This window comes from Tenacibaculum aquaeponti, assembly GCF_052084715.1.
GTDB lineage: Bacteria > Bacteroidota > Bacteroidia > Flavobacteriales > Flavobacteriaceae > Polaribacter.
Map to the genome: position 1 here is coordinate 2,564,124 of NZ_CP197288.1, position 19,473 is coordinate 2,583,596.

The following is a 19,473-nucleotide window of genomic DNA, read 5'->3' on the forward strand; positions in this document are numbered from 1 at the left end:
AGGTTTCATTTAAATTTGTACATTGGTATAATCCTTGAAAAAACATTTAGAAAATACATATTATGAAGATAATTAAGAACAAAAAGATAATTTTTCCACTTTTTATTTTGGTTATTGTTAGTTGCGGTAGCTATCAATTTGAAAAAAAAACACCTTTTAAGGTTTTGTCAGGAACGTATACAAGTTGGGTAGGAGGAGTACGAGGTGTCTCTGGAGTTAATATCAATATTGTATATTCTTCTGAACAAAAAATAAAGTTTGAAAATATATTTTATAGAGGAAGAAAAGCACCAGTAAGTTATAAGGAAAATGGTAATCAAACTTCAATATTAGGACAGTTTAGAAATCAATCTAATGATTTTCAATTGCATGAAGATCCTAAAAATGAATATGGTAATACTCCTCCAAAAGATGTAACAAAAGAAGATTTTCCATTTAAATTAGATGGAAATGAAGTTGTGATAAGTTATATTGAAAAAGGGGAGGTAAAGTATTTTAAATACAGTGGTTTAACTGAAGGAGAGCAGGTGTTGTATCAGTAAAAGAACACATAAAAATAGAGTAAAATGAAGTCATTCGAAAGAGTGGCTTTATTTTTTTGGCACGTATTTTGAAATTATCTCTATGTAACCGTAAAACTTAAACTTATGAAAACAGTAAAATTACTTTTAACGCTATTTGTAGCCGCCACAACTTTAACTTCTTGTGTTGTAAGAAACGACGAAATCATTGTAGATAATTTTGTGCCTACTGAAGCAATTGTTTCAGGTTATGATTTATGGTATGTAGATTTTCATAGAACACAAGGAAGTGCAGAAATTCCGTTTTTATCAAAAGCATTTACTGTTTCTTTTTTAAATGGGAATATGTATGCAAATAATAATATTGTAGATATAGGAAGAACAGGAAATGGTTTAGGAATTAATGTAGGAAGTTATAGAACTTTTGATGATGGAGTTATTGAAACTTTTCATACACAAGACGGAAATTACAGTTTTGAAGTGATAGAATTAAGTAATAATGAAATCCGATTAAATGATTTAAATAATAATGTGAGTTATTTTTTAGTAGGGTATCAGAGAAATAATTTTGATTATGATATGTTATTTTATGACAATATTGAGTTCTTTTTACAAGAATATATTGCTTGGGAAAGAATAGAAACAAGAGATGGAGTACCAAATCCATTTGATGCTGAACATTTTTTACAATTTACTCCAGAAAATAACACAACTTTTTACTCATCTCATGATGATTTTGGCACAAATGTTGCTTCTATCAATTGGGACTTTACGGGAGGTTATACAATAGATGATATAAGAGATTACAACGATGTTAAGTTTTTAACACTAAATTATGATGGAGGAGATACTGAAGAGTTCGAGTTAAGCGTTGTTAATGATGGCGAAATAGAATTATTCCATATCACTACAGAAACAACATATGTATTTAAAGGTAGAGGATATATTCAGTTCTTAAAAGGAAAAGAAGTAAAAGGTTCTCAAAAACCAGTAAGGAATAGTAATAGAAAACGTACTAAAATAAAAAGAAAAGAAATTACAAGAAAAATATTAAAATAAAGTTTGGTTAGTTGATTTTTGGTTGGTTATTTCTCAAAATAGCCAATTAGAGATGCCGCCCCTCAGAGGGCGGTTTTCTCTTTATATAATATAAGGTTTACATTAAAATCTTTATTTTTATAGTAAATAATAAAATTTATGTCAACCGTATTAATTACTGGTGCTACATCTGGAATAGGTAAAGCTTGTGCTTATTTATTTGCAAAACAGAATTATAATTTAATTTTGTGTGGCAGAAGATCAGAAAAATTAAAAAGATTAGAAGAAGATTTATCAAAACAAACCAAAGTACATACACTACAATTTGATGTTCGTTTTAGAAAAGATGTTTTTAAAGCTATTGAAAGTCTCCCTTCAGAATTTAAAGCAATAGATATTTTAATTAATAATGCAGGAAATGCACATGGCTTACATTCTATTCAAGAAGGAAGTTTAGATGATTGGGATGCAATGATTGATGGAAATGTAAAAGGTTTGTTATATGTTTCAAAAGCTATACTTCCAACAATGATAGAAAGAAATCAAGGTTTTATTGTGAATATTGGATCTATTGCTGGGAAAGAAGTGTATCCTAATGGAAATGTATATTGTGCTTCAAAATTTGCGGTTAATGCTTTAAATAAATCAATGAGATTAGATTTAAATAAATATAATATTCGTGTCAGTGGAATTCATCCTGGTTTGGTAGAAACTGAATTTTCTGATGTTCGTTTTAAAGGAGATTCTGAAAGAGCAAAACAAGTTTATAAAGGTTACAAGGCACTTCAAGCTGAAGATATTGCAGATATTATTCATTTTGTAGTAACAAGGCCGTATCATGTAAATATCGAAGATTTAATTGTTTATCCAACAGCACAAGCAAGTGCTACAATGTTAAATAAGAATGAAGACTAAACTTTCAGACATAATTATAGGGTGTATGTCTTGGGGTGTATGGGGGAAAAATTTTTCAACTAAAGAGATGGTTGATCTTATATATTTTTGTGTTGAAGAAGGAAATATCACTTTCGATCATGCAGACATCTACGGAGGTTATACTACTGAAGCAGCTTTTGGAAAAGCATTTGCTGAAAGTGGTCTAGAACGTGAACAAGTTCAATTAATATCTAAATGCGGAATACAATATATTACAGAAGAAAGAAATGAAAATAAGATAAAACATTACGATTATTCTAAAGAATATATCATTTGGAGTGTAGAACAATCGTTAAAGAATTTGAAAACAGATTATTTAGATGTTTTACTATTACACAGACCAAGTCCTTTAATGCAATCTGAAGAAATTAACGAGGCAGTTGTTAAGCTTCAGAAAGAAGGAAAAATTATTGATTTCGGGGTTTCAAACTTTAATTCTAGTCAGATGGAATTGCTAAAAAAAGATACAGCTTTAACATGTAATCAATTAGAGTTTTCATTGGTTCAAAACTCAGCAATAGATCAAGGTACTTTAGATTACCTAATTAAAGAAGATATGAAAGTGATGAGTTGGAGTCCTTTGGGAAGTTTTTTTAATTTGGAAACTGAACAAGCAAAGAGAATTAAACAGGTCTTAAAACCAATGTCCGAGAAGTATAATGCAACAAGTGATCAGTTATTATTAGCTTGGATTTTAAAACACCCATGTAATGTTGCTCCGGTTATTGGTACATCGAATAAAGAAAGAATAAAAATGTCAAATCAGGCTTTACAAATTAATCTAAATTTACAAGATTGGTTTGTTCTTTATGAAGCTAGTAGAGGGCATAAAGTAGCCTAGTATGATTAATAAAAGGTTGCTAATAAAGAATTTACTTTCTCATAATGATGAAAACAGTTTTTACGATAAAAAACAAAAACTTTCATTAGGTAGTAAAGAAGGAAAAGCAAAATTTATAAAACATATTTGTGCTTTATCTAATTCTAATCCAGAGAACAATTCGTATATCTTAATTGGTATTCGTGATGAAGACAACGAAGTTATAGGGGTCGATTTTTTTGATGATAGTAAAATTCAAAATTTAGTTAACGCCTATTTAGTAAATCCACCCAATATTCAATACGAAAACATACCTTTTCCAGGTTTACCTCGATATAAAGTTGTCGGATTAGTTACCATTCACCCTAAAGAGAAAATTTCTCATTTATCTAAGTTTGTATGGAAATATCCTAGAGGAACTGTCTTTTACAGAAGAGGAAGTAATTCGATGCCATTACTGGAAGAATTTAAATTACCCAATAGTAATAGAGAAATTGTAGAGTCTATTGAGAAAAATGCTAGAAATAATATTGAACTAACACTCGATGGAGTTTTCGATTTTTTTAATAGACATAAAGATGAATATCATCCAAAATATAAAGTTTTTAAGGAACAGTTTGTTTTATGTTGGGCAGGAAAAAAAACAATGGTAAACGAAGAAGAGTTTTATTCTAGAGTTGATATTGAATTGATCAATGAGCAAGTACAGCTTTTCTATTCAGCATTAGATGAAGTAAAAATCAAAATCAACCATCATTCTTTTATAATTATTGAATATATAACTTTAGGTTTAGAAAGAAACGAGGTAAAATTTCCGTTAGAGAAAACAATTGTTCATTTTAAAAACAATGGAAAGTTAGATATTATAAAAGAGTTTTTATTTGAGCCTCCAACTTACGACAGTAAGATTATTAATCATATTTATGAGAATAGTAATAATATAGTTAATAATATTGAAAACAATATTCCTTTATCTGTAACAGAGCATGAAGATGTATATCGTTTACCAAACAACTATTTAATCTGTTACTTAAATGGGTTTTTAGATGCTAGAGAACAATTAGAAAAAGCTAAAGATTATATTAAGAATTTAGAAGATAAAACAACATACATTAAGTATAAAGAAGTAAATAGAGTGCTTAGAAAAGTAAAGTATCATTAATTTCTTTTGTAGTCAGAATTAACCAAACATTTATTGTTTTTCCACTTGCCTTTCAAAGAATTAGGTTTAATTACTTTTCCTTCGCAAGTTAAAAATTCTCCCCTTTTGTTTTTCTTAATCATTTTCATTTTACCTTTATTAAGAGTATTAATAACTTTATAAATGAGTCCGTTTTTTGGGGTTTTGCAGTTTTTTATAGTTAAAGTAAGTCCAATTTCATTGTTGTACAAATCCATTTCAGAAGAGATTTTATCAGGCACAACACCTTCCTCTAATTTACGTTTTTTATACATTAAGTAATTTTCTTTTTCGTGTGCTTTTCCAAGAGATCTTGCCGCAGATTTTCCGATTTCCTGACGTAATCTTGCCATCCAATATGCGTGTCTAAAAGCATCTACTTGTCCACCAGCATGATCACCATCTAATAAATTAGTTTTTCGAATACTATCTGAAACTCGATTTGCTTCTTTAGAAATTTCCAAAGCTTTTTTTGCTTTAAAAGGATGAAAAATAACCCACCATTTTTTAGGAGAAGAAAGCTTTTTGAATTTTTTGTAGTTAGATTGAGAAAATCCAAAATTTACAGATAAACCAAGAATTATAAAGAAAACTTTTTTCATGATAAGAAAGATACTATGTTTTTTATAAATGAAAAAAGAGAGGTTTTTTAACCTCTCTTTTTACCAACAATATATTATAAAGTATAATTCATTATTTAATGATTAATCTTTGTGTAGCTACTTTATTAGACTCTACTACTTTTAAGATATACATTCCTGAACTAATAGATGAAACATTTACATCTTTTTTAGTTCCTGAAACAGAAGTCTCGTATACTTTTTTACCAATCATGTTAAAGATTTGAATGTCTTTTACATCAACTGAAGCAGAAGTAAGTGTGAATGTTTTGTTATTTGTAGGGTTAGGATACACTCCAAAACCATCTATTTCATTTTCTATTACTGAAGCTGTGGAATTATCTTTAGGTGTAACTTCAGCCCAAGTTTTAGCTATTCTTAATTCATCAATTTCAATAGTAGGAGTTTCATTTGTTGAATCCTGTCTTAAAATAAAAGTATTAATAGAAGATGGAGCATTAGTGTCATTTCCTCCTAAATCTGGAGTAGGTGCAGCTCCTTCAAAAGTTGCAGCATCTGGATTAATCCATAAGCTTACAACATCATTATCTAAATCGTAAGCCATTATGATAAATAATACGTCCCCTAAATTATAAGTAGATGTTGTAAAAGGTGGATTTGAACTTTCTGGTCCAAAACCAATATCAAATGTAGTTCCGCTAGTATCTGGATTCGGTCTAACCCATAATCTAGCATCATAAGATGATGTACCTGCAGCTAAACCAGCAAAATACCCACCATCTGTAGTATCAGGATTACTGCCAGTTTGGAAAGCAGAAACTTTTAATAAAAAAGAACTATATACTGTACCTGAGGATACATCAGTAAATTTAGTAAAGGATTCAGCCCCAGACCCATTAAACGTAATTTTATTCCCTTCAGAAGGCTTTAATCCACTATAAGTTAAACTACCTGTAGTAGTAACTATATCGTCTCCGGAGTTAGCACTTTCCCAGTCAGCTTGATCAGATAAAACAGAGGCATCAGCATAATCAAAGGTTTCAATAAAAGGTAAACCTTTACAAGTTGGACTTGAAATATTTCTCGTAAAATCACAACTACTATTGCTAGTATCTCCTTTAACAGTAAAAATAATATTTGTTCCTTCGGTTATTCCAGAGATAGTAATTGTTCCTGTTGCCATCATTGAAGGATTATCTCCTCCTATTGTTCCATTGTCAGTTGTTAACATATAAGTTGAGGTTCCTCCTCCTGTGAAATCAATAGAAACATTGTAAGTGTCTATACCAGAAGTTTCTGCAACACATGATGTTGTGATCGTACTGATTTGAATGTCACAAGGAAGTCCTACAGTAAAAGAAATTGTTTGATTAACAGGAGTTGATAAAGCATTTCCAGCATTATCAACTAACTCCATAAATACTTCATAAGTTGTTCCACCTGTAGTGGCAAAAGTAATGTCATCAGTATCAAATTTATCAGCTTGAGCTACACTATTTAATGTCCACTTTATATAACCGTCTCCTGTACTACCAGCAGCAATGTTGAAATTACTTACTGAAAACTTAACTGTTGCCATATCTGTAAAAGATATTGTAGATCCGTTTGAAGGAGAACTGATTGTTAATGAAGGTGTCGAAGAAGCTGTGGCTGTGTATGTTCCAACAGGAAATACAGAAGAACAGTCAGTGTTTATTCCAGAATCATCACTTTTATCACATCCATCAACAGCATTTGGTCCACTAAATGTCCATTGATTTGGATCAAAAGTAGCACTTGGTCCTTGCCCGTCTTTTCTGTATGCCCATCCATCAACATAATCCCAATCTTTACCAGTACCATCTTCGCCAATTCTTCCTAATAGATCTTCTATTGTTCCATTCTTATACAAAATCACAGTATCATCCCCATTTACGTTTATTACATTATCAACATATTGAGGAGTTATTCCTAAATATTGATTAATAAGTGTATCTTCAAAGGATAAGTAAATATATGTACCGGCTGTTACCGCATCAGCAGGAAATGTATACTCAACTCCAGCCGCAGCGGCACCATTTGTTGTGGATTCAATGCCATAAATACTTAAATCAGCAATATTATTTACTGCATATAATTCAATAGCTTTTGGAGCACCTGAAGGTAAAGGGCCATCAATAGCTCCAGTTATAATTAAGTCCTGAGAAAAAGCAGAACTAAATAAAAAAGTTAGTAAAAAAGTTAAAAAGTAATTTTTTTTCATATTATCCCGTTTTAAAAAAAATGCTCTCAAAATTAGGGAATTATCTGACTTTTTGTTAGTTTTTTTAGATTAATTTAATGTTAAGCGTTTTATATTTACTATTTACATAAAAATTATTATTAATATTAAATCAACATTAAGTTAAAGTCTCTTTAACTATTTTTGTTATTTAATCGCTACTTTTGGGTTGTTTAGCACAATAATTATAACTGTATGAATACTAACGATATTAAAATTTTATTAGTTGATGATGAACCAGATATTTTAGAGATTGTAGGATACAATCTTAGATCTGAAGGTTATCAGGTTTTTACTGCAACTAATGGGGCTGAAGGAGTTAAAATCGCTAGAAAAATCACACCTCATTTAATTTTGCTAGATATAATGATGCCTGAAATGGATGGTATTGAAGCTTGTGAAAAAATTAGAGATATTAAGCCTTTAGAAAATGTTATAATTTCTTTTTTAACCGCTAGAGGTGAAGATTACTCACAAATGGCAGGTTTTGATGCTGGTGCAGACGATTACATTACTAAACCAATAAAGCCAAAAGTATTGGTTAGTAAAATCAAATCATTATTAAGAAGACTTAAAACAGATACTGTTTCTGAAGCCACTACTAAAATTGGTGATATTTTAATTAATAGAGATGAGTATGTAGTGTTTAAAGGTGATGAAAAAATTACATTACCAAGAAAAGAATTTGAGTTATTCTCTTTATTAACATCTAAGCCAGGAAAAGTTTTTAAAAGAGAAACTATTTTAGATAGTGTTTGGGGAAACGAAGTTGTAGTAGGAGGTAGAACGATAGATGTTCATATTAGAAAATTAAGAGAAAAAATTGGAGATCATCACTTTAAAACTGTTAAAGGTGTTGGTTATAAATTTGTTTTAGAAACAGATAAATAAATTTTAATTTATTATTGAATAAGCTAAGAAAAACATATAGATACGCACTTACTTCTGCGATGTATTTAACAGTAATATCAGTTGTTATTGCTGTTTTTTCGTATTTGTCATTTTTTAAATCGTTAGGTTTAGTTGCTATTATTATCTTCGGAATACTACTGTTTACAATTTCGTTTTTTGTAATTCAGTACAGAGCAGAACATTTTATATATCAAAGGGTTAAGAAATTATATCAAGATATTTCTATTCTAGATATTCAAGATTTAAAGAGGGATAAAATTACTACAGATATTGAAGATTTTACAAAAACCGTTCAAGAATATGTAGAAGATAAAAAAGAAGAGATTGCTAATTTAACTGAAAGAGATTCATTTCGTAGAGATTTCTTAGGGAATGTTGCTCATGAATTAAAGACCCCCCTTTTTACTGTTCAAGGTTATATCTTAACTTTAATTGAAGGAGCAGCCAATGATAAAGTAATCCGAGATAAATATTTAGAAAGAGCAAATAAAGGTGTAGAGCGTTTAACTTCCATAGTGAAAGATTTGGATATGATTGCCAAATTAGAAACAGATGGAATGAAAATGAAAATAGAACCTTTTAATATTATTGAATTAATTCAAACGGTTTTTGATCTGTTCGAAATGAAAGCTAAAAAGAGAAATATTCAGTTAGTTTTCGATAAGGTTTATGATTTTCCTTTGTTTGTAAAAGGAGATGTAGAACGAATAGAACAAGTACTAATTAACTTAATTGTAAATTCTATTAAGTACGGTAAAGTTGATGGAGTTACTACTGCAAGTGTTGAATCGTATAACGAAAACAAGTTTGTAATTAAGATTTCTGATGACGGAGAAGGAATTAAACAAGAACATATTCCTAGATTGTTTGAACGTTTTTATCGTGTAGATCAGAGTAGGTCTAGAGAACAAGGAGGTTCAGGTCTCGGACTTTCTATAGTAAAGCACATCATAGAAGCACATAACGAAACAATTTTACTTAAAAGCATTTTTGGTGAAGGATCAGAATTTTCTTTTACCTTAGAAAAAGCAATCTAATTTATAACAAAAATACAATTTAATTGAATAAATTGTATTTTCGTTATATGCCAATAGACTTAGAACTACAAGTAAAAACGTTACCAAATTCACCAGGGGTTTATCAATATTTTGATAAAGAGAATACTATTATTTATGTTGGTAAGGCAAAAAATTTAAGGAAGCGAGTTTCTTCATATTTTACTAAAAATCATGAATATGGAAAGACAAGAGTCTTAGTGAAAAAGATTGTAAAAATTGAGCATATTGTTGTTGATACAGAAACAGATGCTTTATTATTAGAAAATAACTTAATTAAGAAATATCAACCAAGGTATAATGTGTTGCTAAAAGATGATAAATCGTATCCTTGGATTTGTATAAAAAAAGAACGTTTCCCTAGAATATTTATTACAAGAAGAGTTGTTAAAGACGGATCGGAATATTTCGGGCCATACACAAGTGTAAAAACTGTACATAATCTATTAGATTTAATAAAACAATTATATCCCCTTCGTACATGTAATTACGATCTTAGTGAACCAAAAATACAATCAGGAAAATACAAAGTTTGTTTAGAGTATCATCTTAAAAATTGTAAAGGACCTTGTGAAGCTTATCAAAATGAAGAATCTTACGCAAAAAATGTAAGAGAGATAAGAAATATCATCAAAGGAAATTTTAAAGAAAGCCTAGAAAGTTTACATAAAATAATGATGGGTTATGCTGCTGATATGAATTTTGAAGAAGCGCAACGTATTAAAGATAAATTAGATTCATTAAAGAATTATCAAGCAAAGTCAACCATTGTAAATCCGAGTATTAATAATGTTGATGTATTTTCAATTATCTCTGATGAAACACATGGTTATGCGAATTTCTTTAAAATAATGAATGGGGCAATTGTACAATCATATACTACAGAAATCAAGAAAAAATTAGACGAATCAGATAAGGAGTTGTTAGAGCTTTTTATCGTTGAAACTCGTCAGCGATTTAATTCATTATCAAGAGAAGTTTATGTTCCGTTTGAACTCGATTTAGGAGAGAAAATTAAGGTTACGGTTCCTAAATTAGGAGATAAAAAAAGAATTGTAGATTTGTCATTACGAAATGCTAAATATTATAGACAAGAGCAATTCAAACAAATAAAAATTGTAGATCCAGATCGCCATACAAAAAGGATTATGGCGCAAATGCAAAAGGATTTACGTTTGAGCAAAGAACCAAGACACATAGAGTGTTTTGATAATTCAAATATTCAAGGAACAAATCCTGTAGCAGCTTGTGTAGTTTTTAAAGACGGAAAGCCAAGCAAGAAAGATTATCGACATTTTAATATTAAAACAGTAGAAGGACCAGATGATTTTGCTTCTATGGAAGAAGTAGTTTTTCGAAGGTATAAAAGACTTTTAGAAGAAGATAAACCATTGCCGCAATTAATTGTTATTGATGGAGGTAAAGGTCAATTATCATCTGCTTTAAAGAGTTTAGATGTTTTAGGATTAAGAGGAAAGATAGCTATTATCGGAATCGCAAAACGCTTAGAAGAAATTTATTACCCAGGAGATAGTATTCCATTATATTTAGATAAGAAATCCGAATCTTTAAAAATCATACAATACCTTCGTAATGAAGCACACCGATTTGGAATTACGTTTCATAGAAATAAGAGGAGCAAAAGTGCAATTCAATCTGAGTTAGAACAAATTCCAGACGTAGGCAAACAAACGATAACGAATTTATTACGAAAATTTAAATCAGCAAAAAGAGTTAAAAGTGCTACTTTAGAAGAGTTAATAGAGGTGGTTGGAAACGCTAGAGCAAAAAAAGTTTTCGATTATTACCATACAAAAAAAGACAAATGAAAAAGCTAATTCTAATATTAATATTACCATTATTAATTTATGCTCAAGAGCAACCAAAAGTAGGTTTAGTTCTCAGTGGAGGTGGAGCAAAAGGTTTTGCTCATGTAGGTGTATTGAAAGAATTAGAAAAGCTTGATGTACAGATAGATTATATCGGGGGTACAAGCATGGGAGCTATAGTTGGAGGAATGTACGCTTCTGGTTATAGTCCAGATCAAATAGAACATATTATTACTGATATAGATTTTTTATCAGTAATTCAAGATAATATTTCTAGAGAAGACAAATCGTATTTCGAAAAAGCATTTTTAGAGAAAACTGCAGTTAGTCTTCCTATTAAAAACGGAAGTATAGGCTTACCTTTAGGATTGTCTAAAGGACAAAACGTTTTAAATTTTCTTACAGAACTTTTAGCTCCAGTTGATAATGTTGATGATTTTACTAAACTTCCTATACCTTTTTTTTGTATAGCTACAGATACTGAATCTGGTGAAGAAGTGATGATAGAAAAAGGTTCGCTTCCTTTGGCCTTAAGAGCTAGTGCATCTTTCCCTTCATTGTTAAATCCTGTTGAAGTTGAAAATCGATTATTGATGGATGGTGGTGTTGCCAATAATTTTCCTGTTGATAAAATGCAAGAAAAAGGTTTAGATATAATTATAGGAGTTAATGTGCAGGGAACATTGTTAAAAAGAGAAGAATTAACTTCAGTAGCATCTTTATTAAGTCAGATTGTAAATTTTCAGATGTATAAAAAATCTGATCAACAAGTAAAAAGACTAGATATTCACCTTCACCCTAATATTGAAGATTATAATGTAGTTTCATTCGATAAAAAAAGTGAGATTATTAGGGCAGGTGTAAAATCGGTAAAACCTTATTTAAAAGTTTTTAAGGAAATAGCTGAAAAACAGAAGATAAAAAGAGAAAAAAAAGAAATTGTTTATAAGGATAAGCAATTTTTAATTGATAGAATTATACTTAAAGGAAATAAATATTATACTCAAGATTACATCTTAGGTAAGTTAAGATTGAAAGAAGGAGATTCTGCTTCATATAGAGATATTTCGAAAAAAGTTAACACACTTACTGCTTCAAAAAATTTCCAAAGAATTGATTATACTTTAAAGAATTCATTTAAAGGAAAAAAATTAGAAGTTGTTGTAAAAGAGAATGATATAAAAAGTTTTTTAAGTTTAGGAGTGCATTATGATTTATTGTATAAGACAGGAGTTCTATTAAATTATAATCAGAAAAAAATACTTTCTTCTAACGACGAAATATCTTTAGATTTAGTCATTGGAGATGATGTTCGTTACGATTTTCAATATTTTATAGACAATGGTTTTTTGTTAAGTTATGGTGTTTCATCGAGATTTAATTCTTTTGAAACAGATGTGCTCTTTAATGAAAATAACTTAAATAAGATTAATGTAAACTATAGAGATTTTACAAATAGAATTTTTGCTCAAACAGTTTTAAATAAAAGAACGGCTTTTGGTTTAGGGTTAGAATTTAAAAATCTTAAAGTTTCTTCCGATACTTTTTTAACAAATGAGGAAGAAACAATTTTTGATAGCAGTAACTATTTGAGTTCCTTTGCTTTTCTGAACATAGATACTTATAACAAAAGCATGTTTCCGACAAAAGGATTTTTGGTAAATGCGAATTTTAAGTGGTTTATGTGGTCGAATAGAAATAGTAGCCTTACAGATTTCGCAAATGGTAGTGTAGGTTTTAACCAATACTCGCAAGTAGATGCATTGTTTAGTTATGCAACAACATTTTGGGAGAAATTTACATTTTTAAATTCATATCAATTTGGAGCTACTTTAGGAGAAGAAGATTCAGAAATTTTTGATTATCGTATCGGTGGGTATAATCAAAATTATATCAATAATTTTATTCCTTTTTATGGTTATGGTATTTCTTCTCTGTCAAATCAATCATTCTTAAAATCAGAATTTCATCTGCGATATCAACCTTTTAAGAAGAATTACATCAGTTTAATTGCAAACTATGGTAGAGTAGCAAAAAATGTTTTTAGAAGAGGAGAGCTTTTAAAAGACACCAAATCTGGTTATGGGATAGGTTATGGATTAGAAACTATAATTGGTCCTATAGAGTTAAAGTATACATGGTCGCCTGATCACGACGATAAGTTTTTGGTTTTTAACTTAGGTTTCTGGTTTTAAAATAAAAAACCTACCTGAAATACATCAAGTAGGTTTTGATTTCTTAATAAGAAAATTGCCTTATTTATTTTTCTTCTTGTAAGAGAAATGGTATTGTAAATACTGATACGCATCTCTAGGTATAATTTTAATCCATTTTTTATGTCTTAAAAACCAATTAAAGCGAATAGATTTTAGTAAACCTTTAGTTAAATAGGCGTAAATAAATGGATGCACATTTAACGTGATCTCTTTGTATTCTGTTTGACTATTAACTATTTTATCTAATTCTGCTTCAATTTTATCAATTAAAACAATTGGAGCTTCTACTTCTCCATTTTTGTTAGGATTAGGTTCACGTGTTTTAATTTCGAGTTCAGGTCTAACTCGCTGTCTTGTAATTTGAACAAGTCCAAACTTACTTGGAGGTAGTATTTTATGCTTTGTCCTATCCAAAGCCATAACTTCTCTAAAGTGTTGAAATAGTTTTTGTCTGTTTTCTGCAGACTTCATATCAATAAAATCAACAACTATAATTCCTCCCATATCGCGAAGTTGTAATTGTCTGGCTATCTCTGTAGCAGCAATTAAGTTCACTTCTAAAGCAGTTTCTTCTTGATTTTTTGCTTTATTTGAGCGGTTACCACTATTTACGTCAATAACATGCAGTGCTTCTGTATGTTCTATAACTAAATAGGCTCCCTTACTCATAGATACGGTTCTACCAAAGGAAGTTTTAATTTGGCGTTCTATACCGTACTTTTCAAAAATTGGAATGTTTGATCTGTGAAGTTTTACAATGTTTTCTTTTTCAGGAGATATTTCTTGTAAATACTCCTTAATTTCTAACATTAAACTTTCATCATTTGTTACAATACTTGTAAAAGAGTCATTCATAACATCTCTCAATATAGAAGATGCTCTGTCTAATTCACTTAAAACTTTTGTTGGTGTGTTTGTATTTGGAATTCTTTTACATAAAGATTTCCACCTGTTAAGTGAATTTTGTAAATCTTTATCAAGCTCTGCTACTTTTTTACCTTCAGCAACAGTACGCAAAATAAGCCCAAACCCTTTAGGTTTAATGCTTTTTGCTAGCTTTTTTAAACGCTCTTTTTCGTTATTATCAGTAATTTTCTGAGATACTGATACTCTGTTAGAAAAAGGGACTAATACTAAATATCTACCAGCGATTGATAATTCTGAACTTATCCTTGGACCTTTAGTAGATATAGGTTCTTTTACAATTTGTACTAATAAATTTTGACCTGATTTTAGTACATTGTTAATACCTCCGTCTTTGTCGATATCATCTTCAAAGCGAAAGTTTTTTAAAGTGAACTCTTTAAATTTACCCGTGCTTACTTTTTTAATAAACTTGTTTAATGATTGAACTTGCGGACCTAAATCATGATAATGTAAAAAACCATCTTTAGGATAACCAACATTTACGAATGCAGCATTTAAACCTGTCATAACTTTTCCTATCTTGGCTAGAAAAATATCACCGACAGAGAATTTGTTGTCGCTTGTTTCTTTATTCAATTCAACAAGTCTACCATCTCTTAATAAGGCAAAATCAATATCAGAAGAATTGGAACGAATAATTAATTCTGTTTTCATCTGAATAAATTTTGTGTCAACGATTAATACGAAGACTGATTAAGATTTTTAAGCAGGTATTTTGTAATACCCGTTTGAGGATTTAAACCTCAATTTCAAAGAACTTGATGCTTTTTAAAAGCAAATGAAAAAGTAAGTAGAAAACTACTTACTTTTTCTTGTGACGATTAGCTCTTGCTCTTTTCTTTCTTTTATGTGTAGAGATCTTAGCTCTCTTTCTTTTTTTACCACTAGGCATATTAAAAATGTTTTAAAACTCTTTTAAAAGAGTAGGTTAATATCTTACTTAACTGCAACTTTAGCTTTAACACCTTCTGTAAAAGTCTTAGCAGGCTTAAATGCTGGAATGTTGTGTGCAGGAATTTTAATTGTAGTGTTTTTAGAAATATTTCTACCTGTTTTTTCAGCTCTAGTTTTAATAATAAAGCTTCCAAAACCTCTTAAATATACATTATCTCCACTCTCTAAAGAATCTTTAACTTCAGACATAAATGCCTCTACAGTAGCTAAAACATCTGCCTTCTCTATCCCTGTCTTGTCTGAAATCTTCGATACGATATCTGCTTTTGTCATTGTATATATACTTTTATATTATATGTTGTGAATTTAATTTTACGAGGGTGCAAATATATGATAATTAATCAATTCGTAAAATATTTGTTCTTAAAAAAATCTAAATAAAATACAGTAATTTTGTCAATACAACTTTGGATGGATGGAATTTAATAAGGTGTTGATAGACTGGTATTTAAAAAACAGTAGAGAATTACCATGGAGAAAAACTAAAAAACCATATAATATTTGGCTAAGTGAAATCATGTTACAACAAACAAGAGTTGCGCAAGGTTTACCATATTATTTAAGATTTATAGAGGCTTTTCCTACGGTTTTTGACCTAGCAAATGCCGATGAAGAAAATGTGTTGAAACTATGGCAAGGTTTGGGGTATTATTCAAGAGCTAGAAATTTACATTTTACAGCAAAGTATATCGCAAATGATCTTAATGGGAAGTTTCCTAATACATATAAAGGTCTATTAAAATTAAAAGGAGTTGGAGATTATACAGCTTCAGCTATAGCATCTATTTGTTTTAATGAGGCAGCTGCGGTGGTAGATGGTAATGTTTATAGAGTACTTGCTAGATATTATGGTGTAGATACTGCTATTAATTCCGCAAAAGGAATTAAAGAGTTTAAAGAATTAGCTCAACAAGCAATAGATGCTGATAGAATTGGAATATACAATCAAGCAATAATGGATTTTGGAGCTATTCAATGTAAACCTAAAAGTCCAGATTGTACAGTTTGTCCGTTAAATGAAAGTTGCGTAGCTTTAGAAAAAAGTAAAGTTGATGTTCTTCCCGTAAAAGAGAAGAAATTAAAAGTAAAAAAACGTTTTTTTAATTACCTCGTTTTAAATACAAACAATAAAACCATCTTGAAAAAAAGAGAAGGTAAAGGAATTTGGGAAGGTTTGTTTGAGTTTCCTTTAATTGAAACTTCAAAAAGTATCCAGGTAGAAGAGTTAATATCAAATGAAGAATTTGTTGGTTTTTTTCCTAACGATACTAAAATTAAATTATTCAACTCAAAAGATATTGTGCACAAATTATCTCATCAGCATTTGCATACAAAATTTTGGATAGTTGAAGGTAAAACAACAAATCAACAGGTTGTGAATTGGGATAATATTGATACTTATCCAGTTCCAATATTGATCCATAATTTTTTAAATGAATACAAAACAAGCAAAAACTAAATTCGTATATTTGAAATTACACAAGTGTAAATAATGGCAGGAACAATAAATAAAGTAATACTTATTGGTCACTTAGGAGATGAAGTGAAGATGTATAGATTTGATGAAGGTAATGCGGTTGGACGTTTTCCTTTAGCTACTAATGAAACATATACAAACCGACAAACAGGTGAAAGGGTTTCTAATACCGATTGGCATAATATTGTTGTGAGGAATAAACTTGCCGAAATTTGTGAGAAATATTTAAGTAAAGGAGATAAGGTGTATCTTGAAGGTAGAATTAAAAACCGTCAATATGAAGTTGAAGGACAAAAGAGATATACTACAGAGATTCATGTTCAGGAGATGACTTTTTTAACAACTAAAAAAGAGTTAAATACTCCAGGTGAACAGCCACAACCTCCAGTGCAAAATAGTAGTCAAAGTGTTTCTAATGAAGACGATGATTTACCGTTTTAGTTTAACCAAAATTTAAGAATTGGACCCAGAACCCCATTTTTTACTTATAGCAAGTACCACTTTTTTAAATTCAATAAGTTTAATAGTTTTATTAATTCTTTTAATTTGTTCTGCATTAATTTCGGGTGCAGAAGTTGCCTTTTTTTCATTATCACAAACAGAATTAGATGAACTTTCAGAAAAAAGTAAAGGAAAAAACACCGTAGTAAAACTTTTAGAAAAGCCACAAAAGCTTTTAGGAACAATCTTAATCACTAATAACTTCATCAATATTTTGGTGGTTTTAATTTTTGCTTCTCTTGATGAGTTTATGTTTGGAAATATGAATTTTTCTTTGGATTTAATTTTCTTCATTATACCGGCTTCAGTAGTAAAAATTATAGTTCAAGTAGGGTTGGTAACATTTTTAATTTTACTGTTTGGAGAAGTTTTACCAAAGGTATACGCGAGTAGGAAATCTCTTCAGTTTGCTAGTTTTATAGCAAAACCTTTAGATGTTTTAAATGCAATTTTAAGTCCATTAAGCATTCCGCTTACAAGTGTTACAACGATAATTGAAAGAAAACTAGGAAATAAAAATAACAATTTATCTGTAGAGAGATTATCACAAGCTTTAGAGTTAACATCCGAAAACGCAACCACTAAAGATGAACAAAAAATACTAGAAGGAATTGTTACTTTCGGAAATACCGAAACGGTACAAATTATGAAACCTAGAACAGATGTTTGTGCAATATCAAAAGCAGACTCTTATGATAAAGTTTTAAGTACAATCTTAAAAAATGGATATTCAAGAAACCCTGTATACGAAGAAAATATCGATAATATTATAGGTGTTTTGTATGCAAAAGATTTATTAGCACACTTAAATAAGAAGAATTTCGATTGGTTGTCTTTATTAAGAAAACCATTCTTTGTTCCTGAGAATAAAAAGTTGGATGATTTATTAAAGGATTTTCAGGAAAGAAAAAATCATTTGGCAATAGTGGTTGATGAATATGGAGGAACAAGTGGAATTGTTACTTTAGAAGATGTAATTGAAGAAATTGTTGGAGATATAAACGATGAGTTCGATGATGATGATTTAACATATTCAAAATTAGATGCTAATAATTTTATTTTTGAAGGTAAGGTAACAATAAGAGATTTATGTAGGGTTTTAGATGAAGATGAAGATGTTTTTGAAGATGATAAAGGAGAAAGTGAAACTTTAGCCGGTTTTATTTTAGAAGTGTCTGGAAAGTTTCCTAAAGTGGGAGAAAAAATAAACTTTAAAAATTATACATTTACTATAGAAAATTTAGATAGAAAAAGAGTAAAACAGATAAAAGTAACAAAAAATGTATAGGTATTTGTGCGGTTTTTTATTGTTGATTTTGATGAGTTGTGGAGGTGAAACTTTACCAAAACCGAAAGCATATTTAAGCTTGAATTATGCAAAACCAAGTTATCAGAAAATCAATGTGGAAAGACCATATACTTTCGAGGTTTCCAATGTAGCAAAAGTAAAATCGCTACCTAAAAATTGGTTAAAAATTCAATATCCAGAATTAAAAGCCTCTGTAGATATTACTTACAGACCCGTTAATGATAATCTTAAAGAATTGTTGCTTGAAGCAGAAAAATTAGTTTTTGAACATACGGTTAAAGCTGATAATATTTCTAATACAGAAGATTATATTAATAAAGAAAAAAAAGTATACGGGAAAATGTATTTCATTTATGGAAACGCAGCTTCTCAGGTGCAATTTCATGTTACCGATAGTGTGCAGCACTTTTTAAAAGCTTCGTTATTTTTCTATTCTAAACCTAACTTTGATAGTGTTTTGCCAGCTGTAGATTATGTTAAAAAAGATATGGTTAAAATGATGGAAACTTTAGAGTGGAAAAATATTGATTAAAATGCCTGCTATGGAATTAGAAAACAACGAAAAACTCTTCAAAGTATTACATCAAATAATTTCAGATAAGCATTATGAAGGAATCATAAGTCCTACAAATTTTGAGCTCCAAAGAGCTTCAAAATCTAATAATATTAAAATTTTAGGAGTTTTAAAGGAGGATGATTTATTTGATATTAAACACGATTATGTATTTCCTACGAATTATAGTTTTAGAATTTTTCTCATAATTCTTTTAGTGGCAATTGTTGTTTTTGCTATTCAAAGTAATTGGTTTCCATTAATTCTTTTTTTTGTGTTAGGCGTGGGATTATTGATGAGTTTTAAAGTAAAAGGAGAGAAACAAAAAGAACTTTTCATAGAGCGATTTTTAGAGACCAAAAGAAGATTATTTAAAGAGGATTTTCAGTAATCAAATTCAAGCT

Annotated in this window: 18 protein-coding genes; 14 read left to right on the plus strand and 4 right to left on the minus strand. The window is 29.6% G+C overall.

Annotated features, from left to right (window positions below):
- Window positions 1-62 precede the first annotated feature (62 nt).
- The 5 genes from ACSIGC_RS11555 to ACSIGC_RS11575 all read left to right on the plus strand — a co-directional run bounded on the left by ACSIGC_RS11555 (window position 63) and on the right by ACSIGC_RS11575 (window position 4,477).
- Window positions 63-542: a hypothetical protein gene (locus ACSIGC_RS11555; protein WP_442264977.1), complete on the plus strand. Its 480-nt coding sequence runs from the start codon at window positions 63-65 to the stop codon at window positions 540-542.
- Between the two features lie 105 nt (window positions 543-647).
- Window positions 648-1,580 carry a hypothetical protein gene (locus ACSIGC_RS11560; protein ID WP_442264978.1) on the plus strand — a complete coding sequence of 311 codons (933 nt, stop codon included), beginning with the start codon at window positions 648-650 and terminating at the stop codon, window positions 1,578-1,580.
- A 138-nt stretch (window positions 1,581-1,718) separates the two neighbouring features.
- A complete protein-coding gene (locus ACSIGC_RS11565; protein WP_442264979.1) occupies window positions 1,719-2,474 on the plus strand; it encodes an SDR family NAD(P)-dependent oxidoreductase in 756 nt (251 codons plus the stop codon).
- Window positions 2,464-3,336 carry an aldo/keto reductase gene (locus tag ACSIGC_RS11570; protein ID WP_442264980.1) on the plus strand — a complete coding sequence of 291 codons (873 nt, stop codon included), beginning with the start codon at window positions 2,464-2,466 and terminating at the stop codon, window positions 3,334-3,336. The genes ACSIGC_RS11565 and ACSIGC_RS11570 overlap by 11 nt, the downstream gene beginning before the upstream one ends.
- A gap of 1 nt (window position 3,337) precedes the next feature.
- On the plus strand, window positions 3,338-4,477 hold the full coding sequence (locus ACSIGC_RS11575; protein ID WP_442264981.1) for an ATP-binding protein: 1,140 nt from the start codon (window positions 3,338-3,340) through the stop codon (window positions 4,475-4,477).
- On the opposite strand, the gene ACSIGC_RS11580 is transcribed toward ACSIGC_RS11575, so the two are convergent.
- Complete coding sequence (locus ACSIGC_RS11580; RefSeq protein WP_442264982.1) at window positions 4,474-5,097, minus strand: DUF6973 domain-containing protein; 624 nt, start codon at window positions 5,095-5,097, stop codon at window positions 4,474-4,476. The genes ACSIGC_RS11575 and ACSIGC_RS11580 overlap by 4 nt on opposite strands.
- Before the next feature lie 91 nt (window positions 5,098-5,188).
- Complete coding sequence (locus ACSIGC_RS11585; RefSeq protein ID WP_442264983.1) at window positions 5,189-7,318, minus strand: T9SS type A sorting domain-containing protein; 2,130 nt, start codon at window positions 7,316-7,318, stop codon at window positions 5,189-5,191.
- A 213-nt stretch (window positions 7,319-7,531) separates the two neighbouring features.
- On the opposite strand from ACSIGC_RS11585, the gene ACSIGC_RS11590 reads away from it, so the two are divergent.
- From ACSIGC_RS11590 to ACSIGC_RS11605, 4 genes are read left to right on the plus strand one after another with little or no spacing between them, the layout of a single operon-like run.
- Entirely contained in the window at window positions 7,532-8,227 is a 696-nt protein-coding gene (locus ACSIGC_RS11590; protein ID WP_442264984.1) for a response regulator transcription factor, read from the plus strand.
- Between the two features lie 59 nt (window positions 8,228-8,286).
- Window positions 8,287-9,285 (plus strand): sensor histidine kinase, encoded by a 999-nt coding sequence (locus tag ACSIGC_RS11595; protein ID WP_442267762.1) that lies wholly within the window; start codon window positions 8,287-8,289, stop codon window positions 9,283-9,285.
- A 47-nt stretch (window positions 9,286-9,332) separates the two neighbouring features.
- Window positions 9,333-11,132, plus strand: a complete 1,800-nt coding sequence (gene uvrC / locus ACSIGC_RS11600) for an excinuclease ABC subunit UvrC (RefSeq protein WP_442267763.1) — start codon at window positions 9,333-9,335, stop codon at window positions 11,130-11,132.
- On the plus strand, window positions 11,129-13,327 hold the full coding sequence (locus tag ACSIGC_RS11605) for a patatin-like phospholipase family protein (RefSeq protein ID WP_442264985.1): 2,199 nt from the start codon (window positions 11,129-11,131) through the stop codon (window positions 13,325-13,327). The genes uvrC and ACSIGC_RS11605 overlap by 4 nt, the downstream gene beginning before the upstream one ends.
- 60 nt (window positions 13,328-13,387) lie before the next feature.
- Here ACSIGC_RS11605 and ACSIGC_RS11610 read toward each other — a convergent pair whose 3' ends face one another.
- Window positions 13,388-14,929 carry an Rne/Rng family ribonuclease gene (locus ACSIGC_RS11610; RefSeq protein ID WP_442264986.1) on the minus strand — a complete coding sequence of 514 codons (1,542 nt, stop codon included), beginning with the start codon at window positions 14,927-14,929 and terminating at the stop codon, window positions 13,388-13,390.
- 282 nt (window positions 14,930-15,211) lie between these two features.
- Entirely contained in the window at window positions 15,212-15,502 is a 291-nt protein-coding gene (locus ACSIGC_RS11615) for an HU family DNA-binding protein (protein ID WP_075340504.1), read from the minus strand.
- A 142-nt stretch (window positions 15,503-15,644) separates the two neighbouring features.
- Between ACSIGC_RS11615 and mutY the strand changes: the two genes are divergently transcribed.
- The 5 genes from mutY to ACSIGC_RS11640 are packed head-to-tail and all read left to right on the plus strand — an operon-like array spanning window position 15,645 to window position 19,460.
- Window positions 15,645-16,688 carry an A/G-specific adenine glycosylase gene (gene mutY / locus ACSIGC_RS11620; protein WP_442264987.1) on the plus strand — a complete coding sequence of 348 codons (1,044 nt, stop codon included), beginning with the start codon at window positions 15,645-15,647 and terminating at the stop codon, window positions 16,686-16,688.
- A gap of 33 nt (window positions 16,689-16,721) precedes the next feature.
- Window positions 16,722-17,147 (plus strand): single-stranded DNA-binding protein, encoded by a 426-nt coding sequence (locus ACSIGC_RS11625; RefSeq protein WP_442264988.1) that lies wholly within the window; start codon window positions 16,722-16,724, stop codon window positions 17,145-17,147.
- Between the two features lie 19 nt (window positions 17,148-17,166).
- Window positions 17,167-18,495: a gliding motility-associated protein GldE gene (gldE, locus tag ACSIGC_RS11630; RefSeq protein WP_442264989.1), complete on the plus strand. Its 1,329-nt coding sequence runs from the start codon at window positions 17,167-17,169 to the stop codon at window positions 18,493-18,495.
- Window positions 18,488-19,048: a gliding motility lipoprotein GldD gene (gldD, locus tag ACSIGC_RS11635; RefSeq protein ID WP_442264990.1), complete on the plus strand. Its 561-nt coding sequence runs from the start codon at window positions 18,488-18,490 to the stop codon at window positions 19,046-19,048. Before gldE ends, gldD begins: the two co-directional genes overlap by 8 nt.
- 10 nt (window positions 19,049-19,058) lie before the next feature.
- Entirely contained in the window at window positions 19,059-19,460 is a 402-nt protein-coding gene (locus ACSIGC_RS11640) for a hypothetical protein (protein ID WP_442264991.1), read from the plus strand.
- Window positions 19,461-19,473 lie beyond the last annotated feature (13 nt).

Excerpts from the sequence above, each read along its gene's own strand:
- ACSIGC_RS11555 (WP_442264977.1), top strand. The coding sequence starts at position 63 with ATGAAGATAATTAAGAACAAAAAGATAATTTTTCCACTTTTTATTTTG.
- ACSIGC_RS11560 (WP_442264978.1), top strand. The coding sequence starts at position 648 with ATGAAAACAGTAAAATTACTTTTAACGCTATTTGTAGCCGCCACAACT.
- ACSIGC_RS11565 (WP_442264979.1), top strand. The coding sequence starts at position 1,719 with ATGTCAACCGTATTAATTACTGGTGCTACATCTGGAATAGGTAAAGCT.
- ACSIGC_RS11570 (WP_442264980.1), top strand. The coding sequence starts at position 2,464 with ATGAAGACTAAACTTTCAGACATAATTATAGGGTGTATGTCTTGGGGT.
- ACSIGC_RS11575 (WP_442264981.1), top strand. The coding sequence starts at position 3,338 with ATGATTAATAAAAGGTTGCTAATAAAGAATTTACTTTCTCATAATGAT.
- ACSIGC_RS11580 (WP_442264982.1), bottom strand. The coding sequence starts at position 5,097 with ATGAAAAAAGTTTTCTTTATAATTCTTGGTTTATCTGTAAATTTTGGA.
- ACSIGC_RS11585 (WP_442264983.1), bottom strand. The coding sequence starts at position 7,318 with ATGAAAAAAAATTACTTTTTAACTTTTTTACTAACTTTTTTATTTAGT.
- ACSIGC_RS11590 (WP_442264984.1), top strand. The coding sequence starts at position 7,532 with ATGAATACTAACGATATTAAAATTTTATTAGTTGATGATGAACCAGAT.
- ACSIGC_RS11595 (WP_442267762.1), top strand. The coding sequence starts at position 8,287 with ATGTATTTAACAGTAATATCAGTTGTTATTGCTGTTTTTTCGTATTTG.
- uvrC (WP_442267763.1), top strand. The coding sequence starts at position 9,333 with ATGCCAATAGACTTAGAACTACAAGTAAAAACGTTACCAAATTCACCA.
- ACSIGC_RS11605 (WP_442264985.1), top strand. The coding sequence starts at position 11,129 with ATGAAAAAGCTAATTCTAATATTAATATTACCATTATTAATTTATGCT.
- ACSIGC_RS11610 (WP_442264986.1), bottom strand. The coding sequence starts at position 14,929 with ATGAAAACAGAATTAATTATTCGTTCCAATTCTTCTGATATTGATTTT.
- ACSIGC_RS11615 (WP_075340504.1), bottom strand. The coding sequence starts at position 15,502 with ATGACAAAAGCAGATATCGTATCGAAGATTTCAGACAAGACAGGGATA.
- mutY (WP_442264987.1), top strand. The coding sequence starts at position 15,645 with ATGGAATTTAATAAGGTGTTGATAGACTGGTATTTAAAAAACAGTAGA.
- ACSIGC_RS11625 (WP_442264988.1), top strand. The coding sequence starts at position 16,722 with ATGGCAGGAACAATAAATAAAGTAATACTTATTGGTCACTTAGGAGAT.
- gldD (WP_442264990.1), top strand. The coding sequence starts at position 18,488 with ATGTATAGGTATTTGTGCGGTTTTTTATTGTTGATTTTGATGAGTTGT.
- ACSIGC_RS11640 (WP_442264991.1), top strand. The coding sequence starts at position 19,059 with ATGGAATTAGAAAACAACGAAAAACTCTTCAAAGTATTACATCAAATA.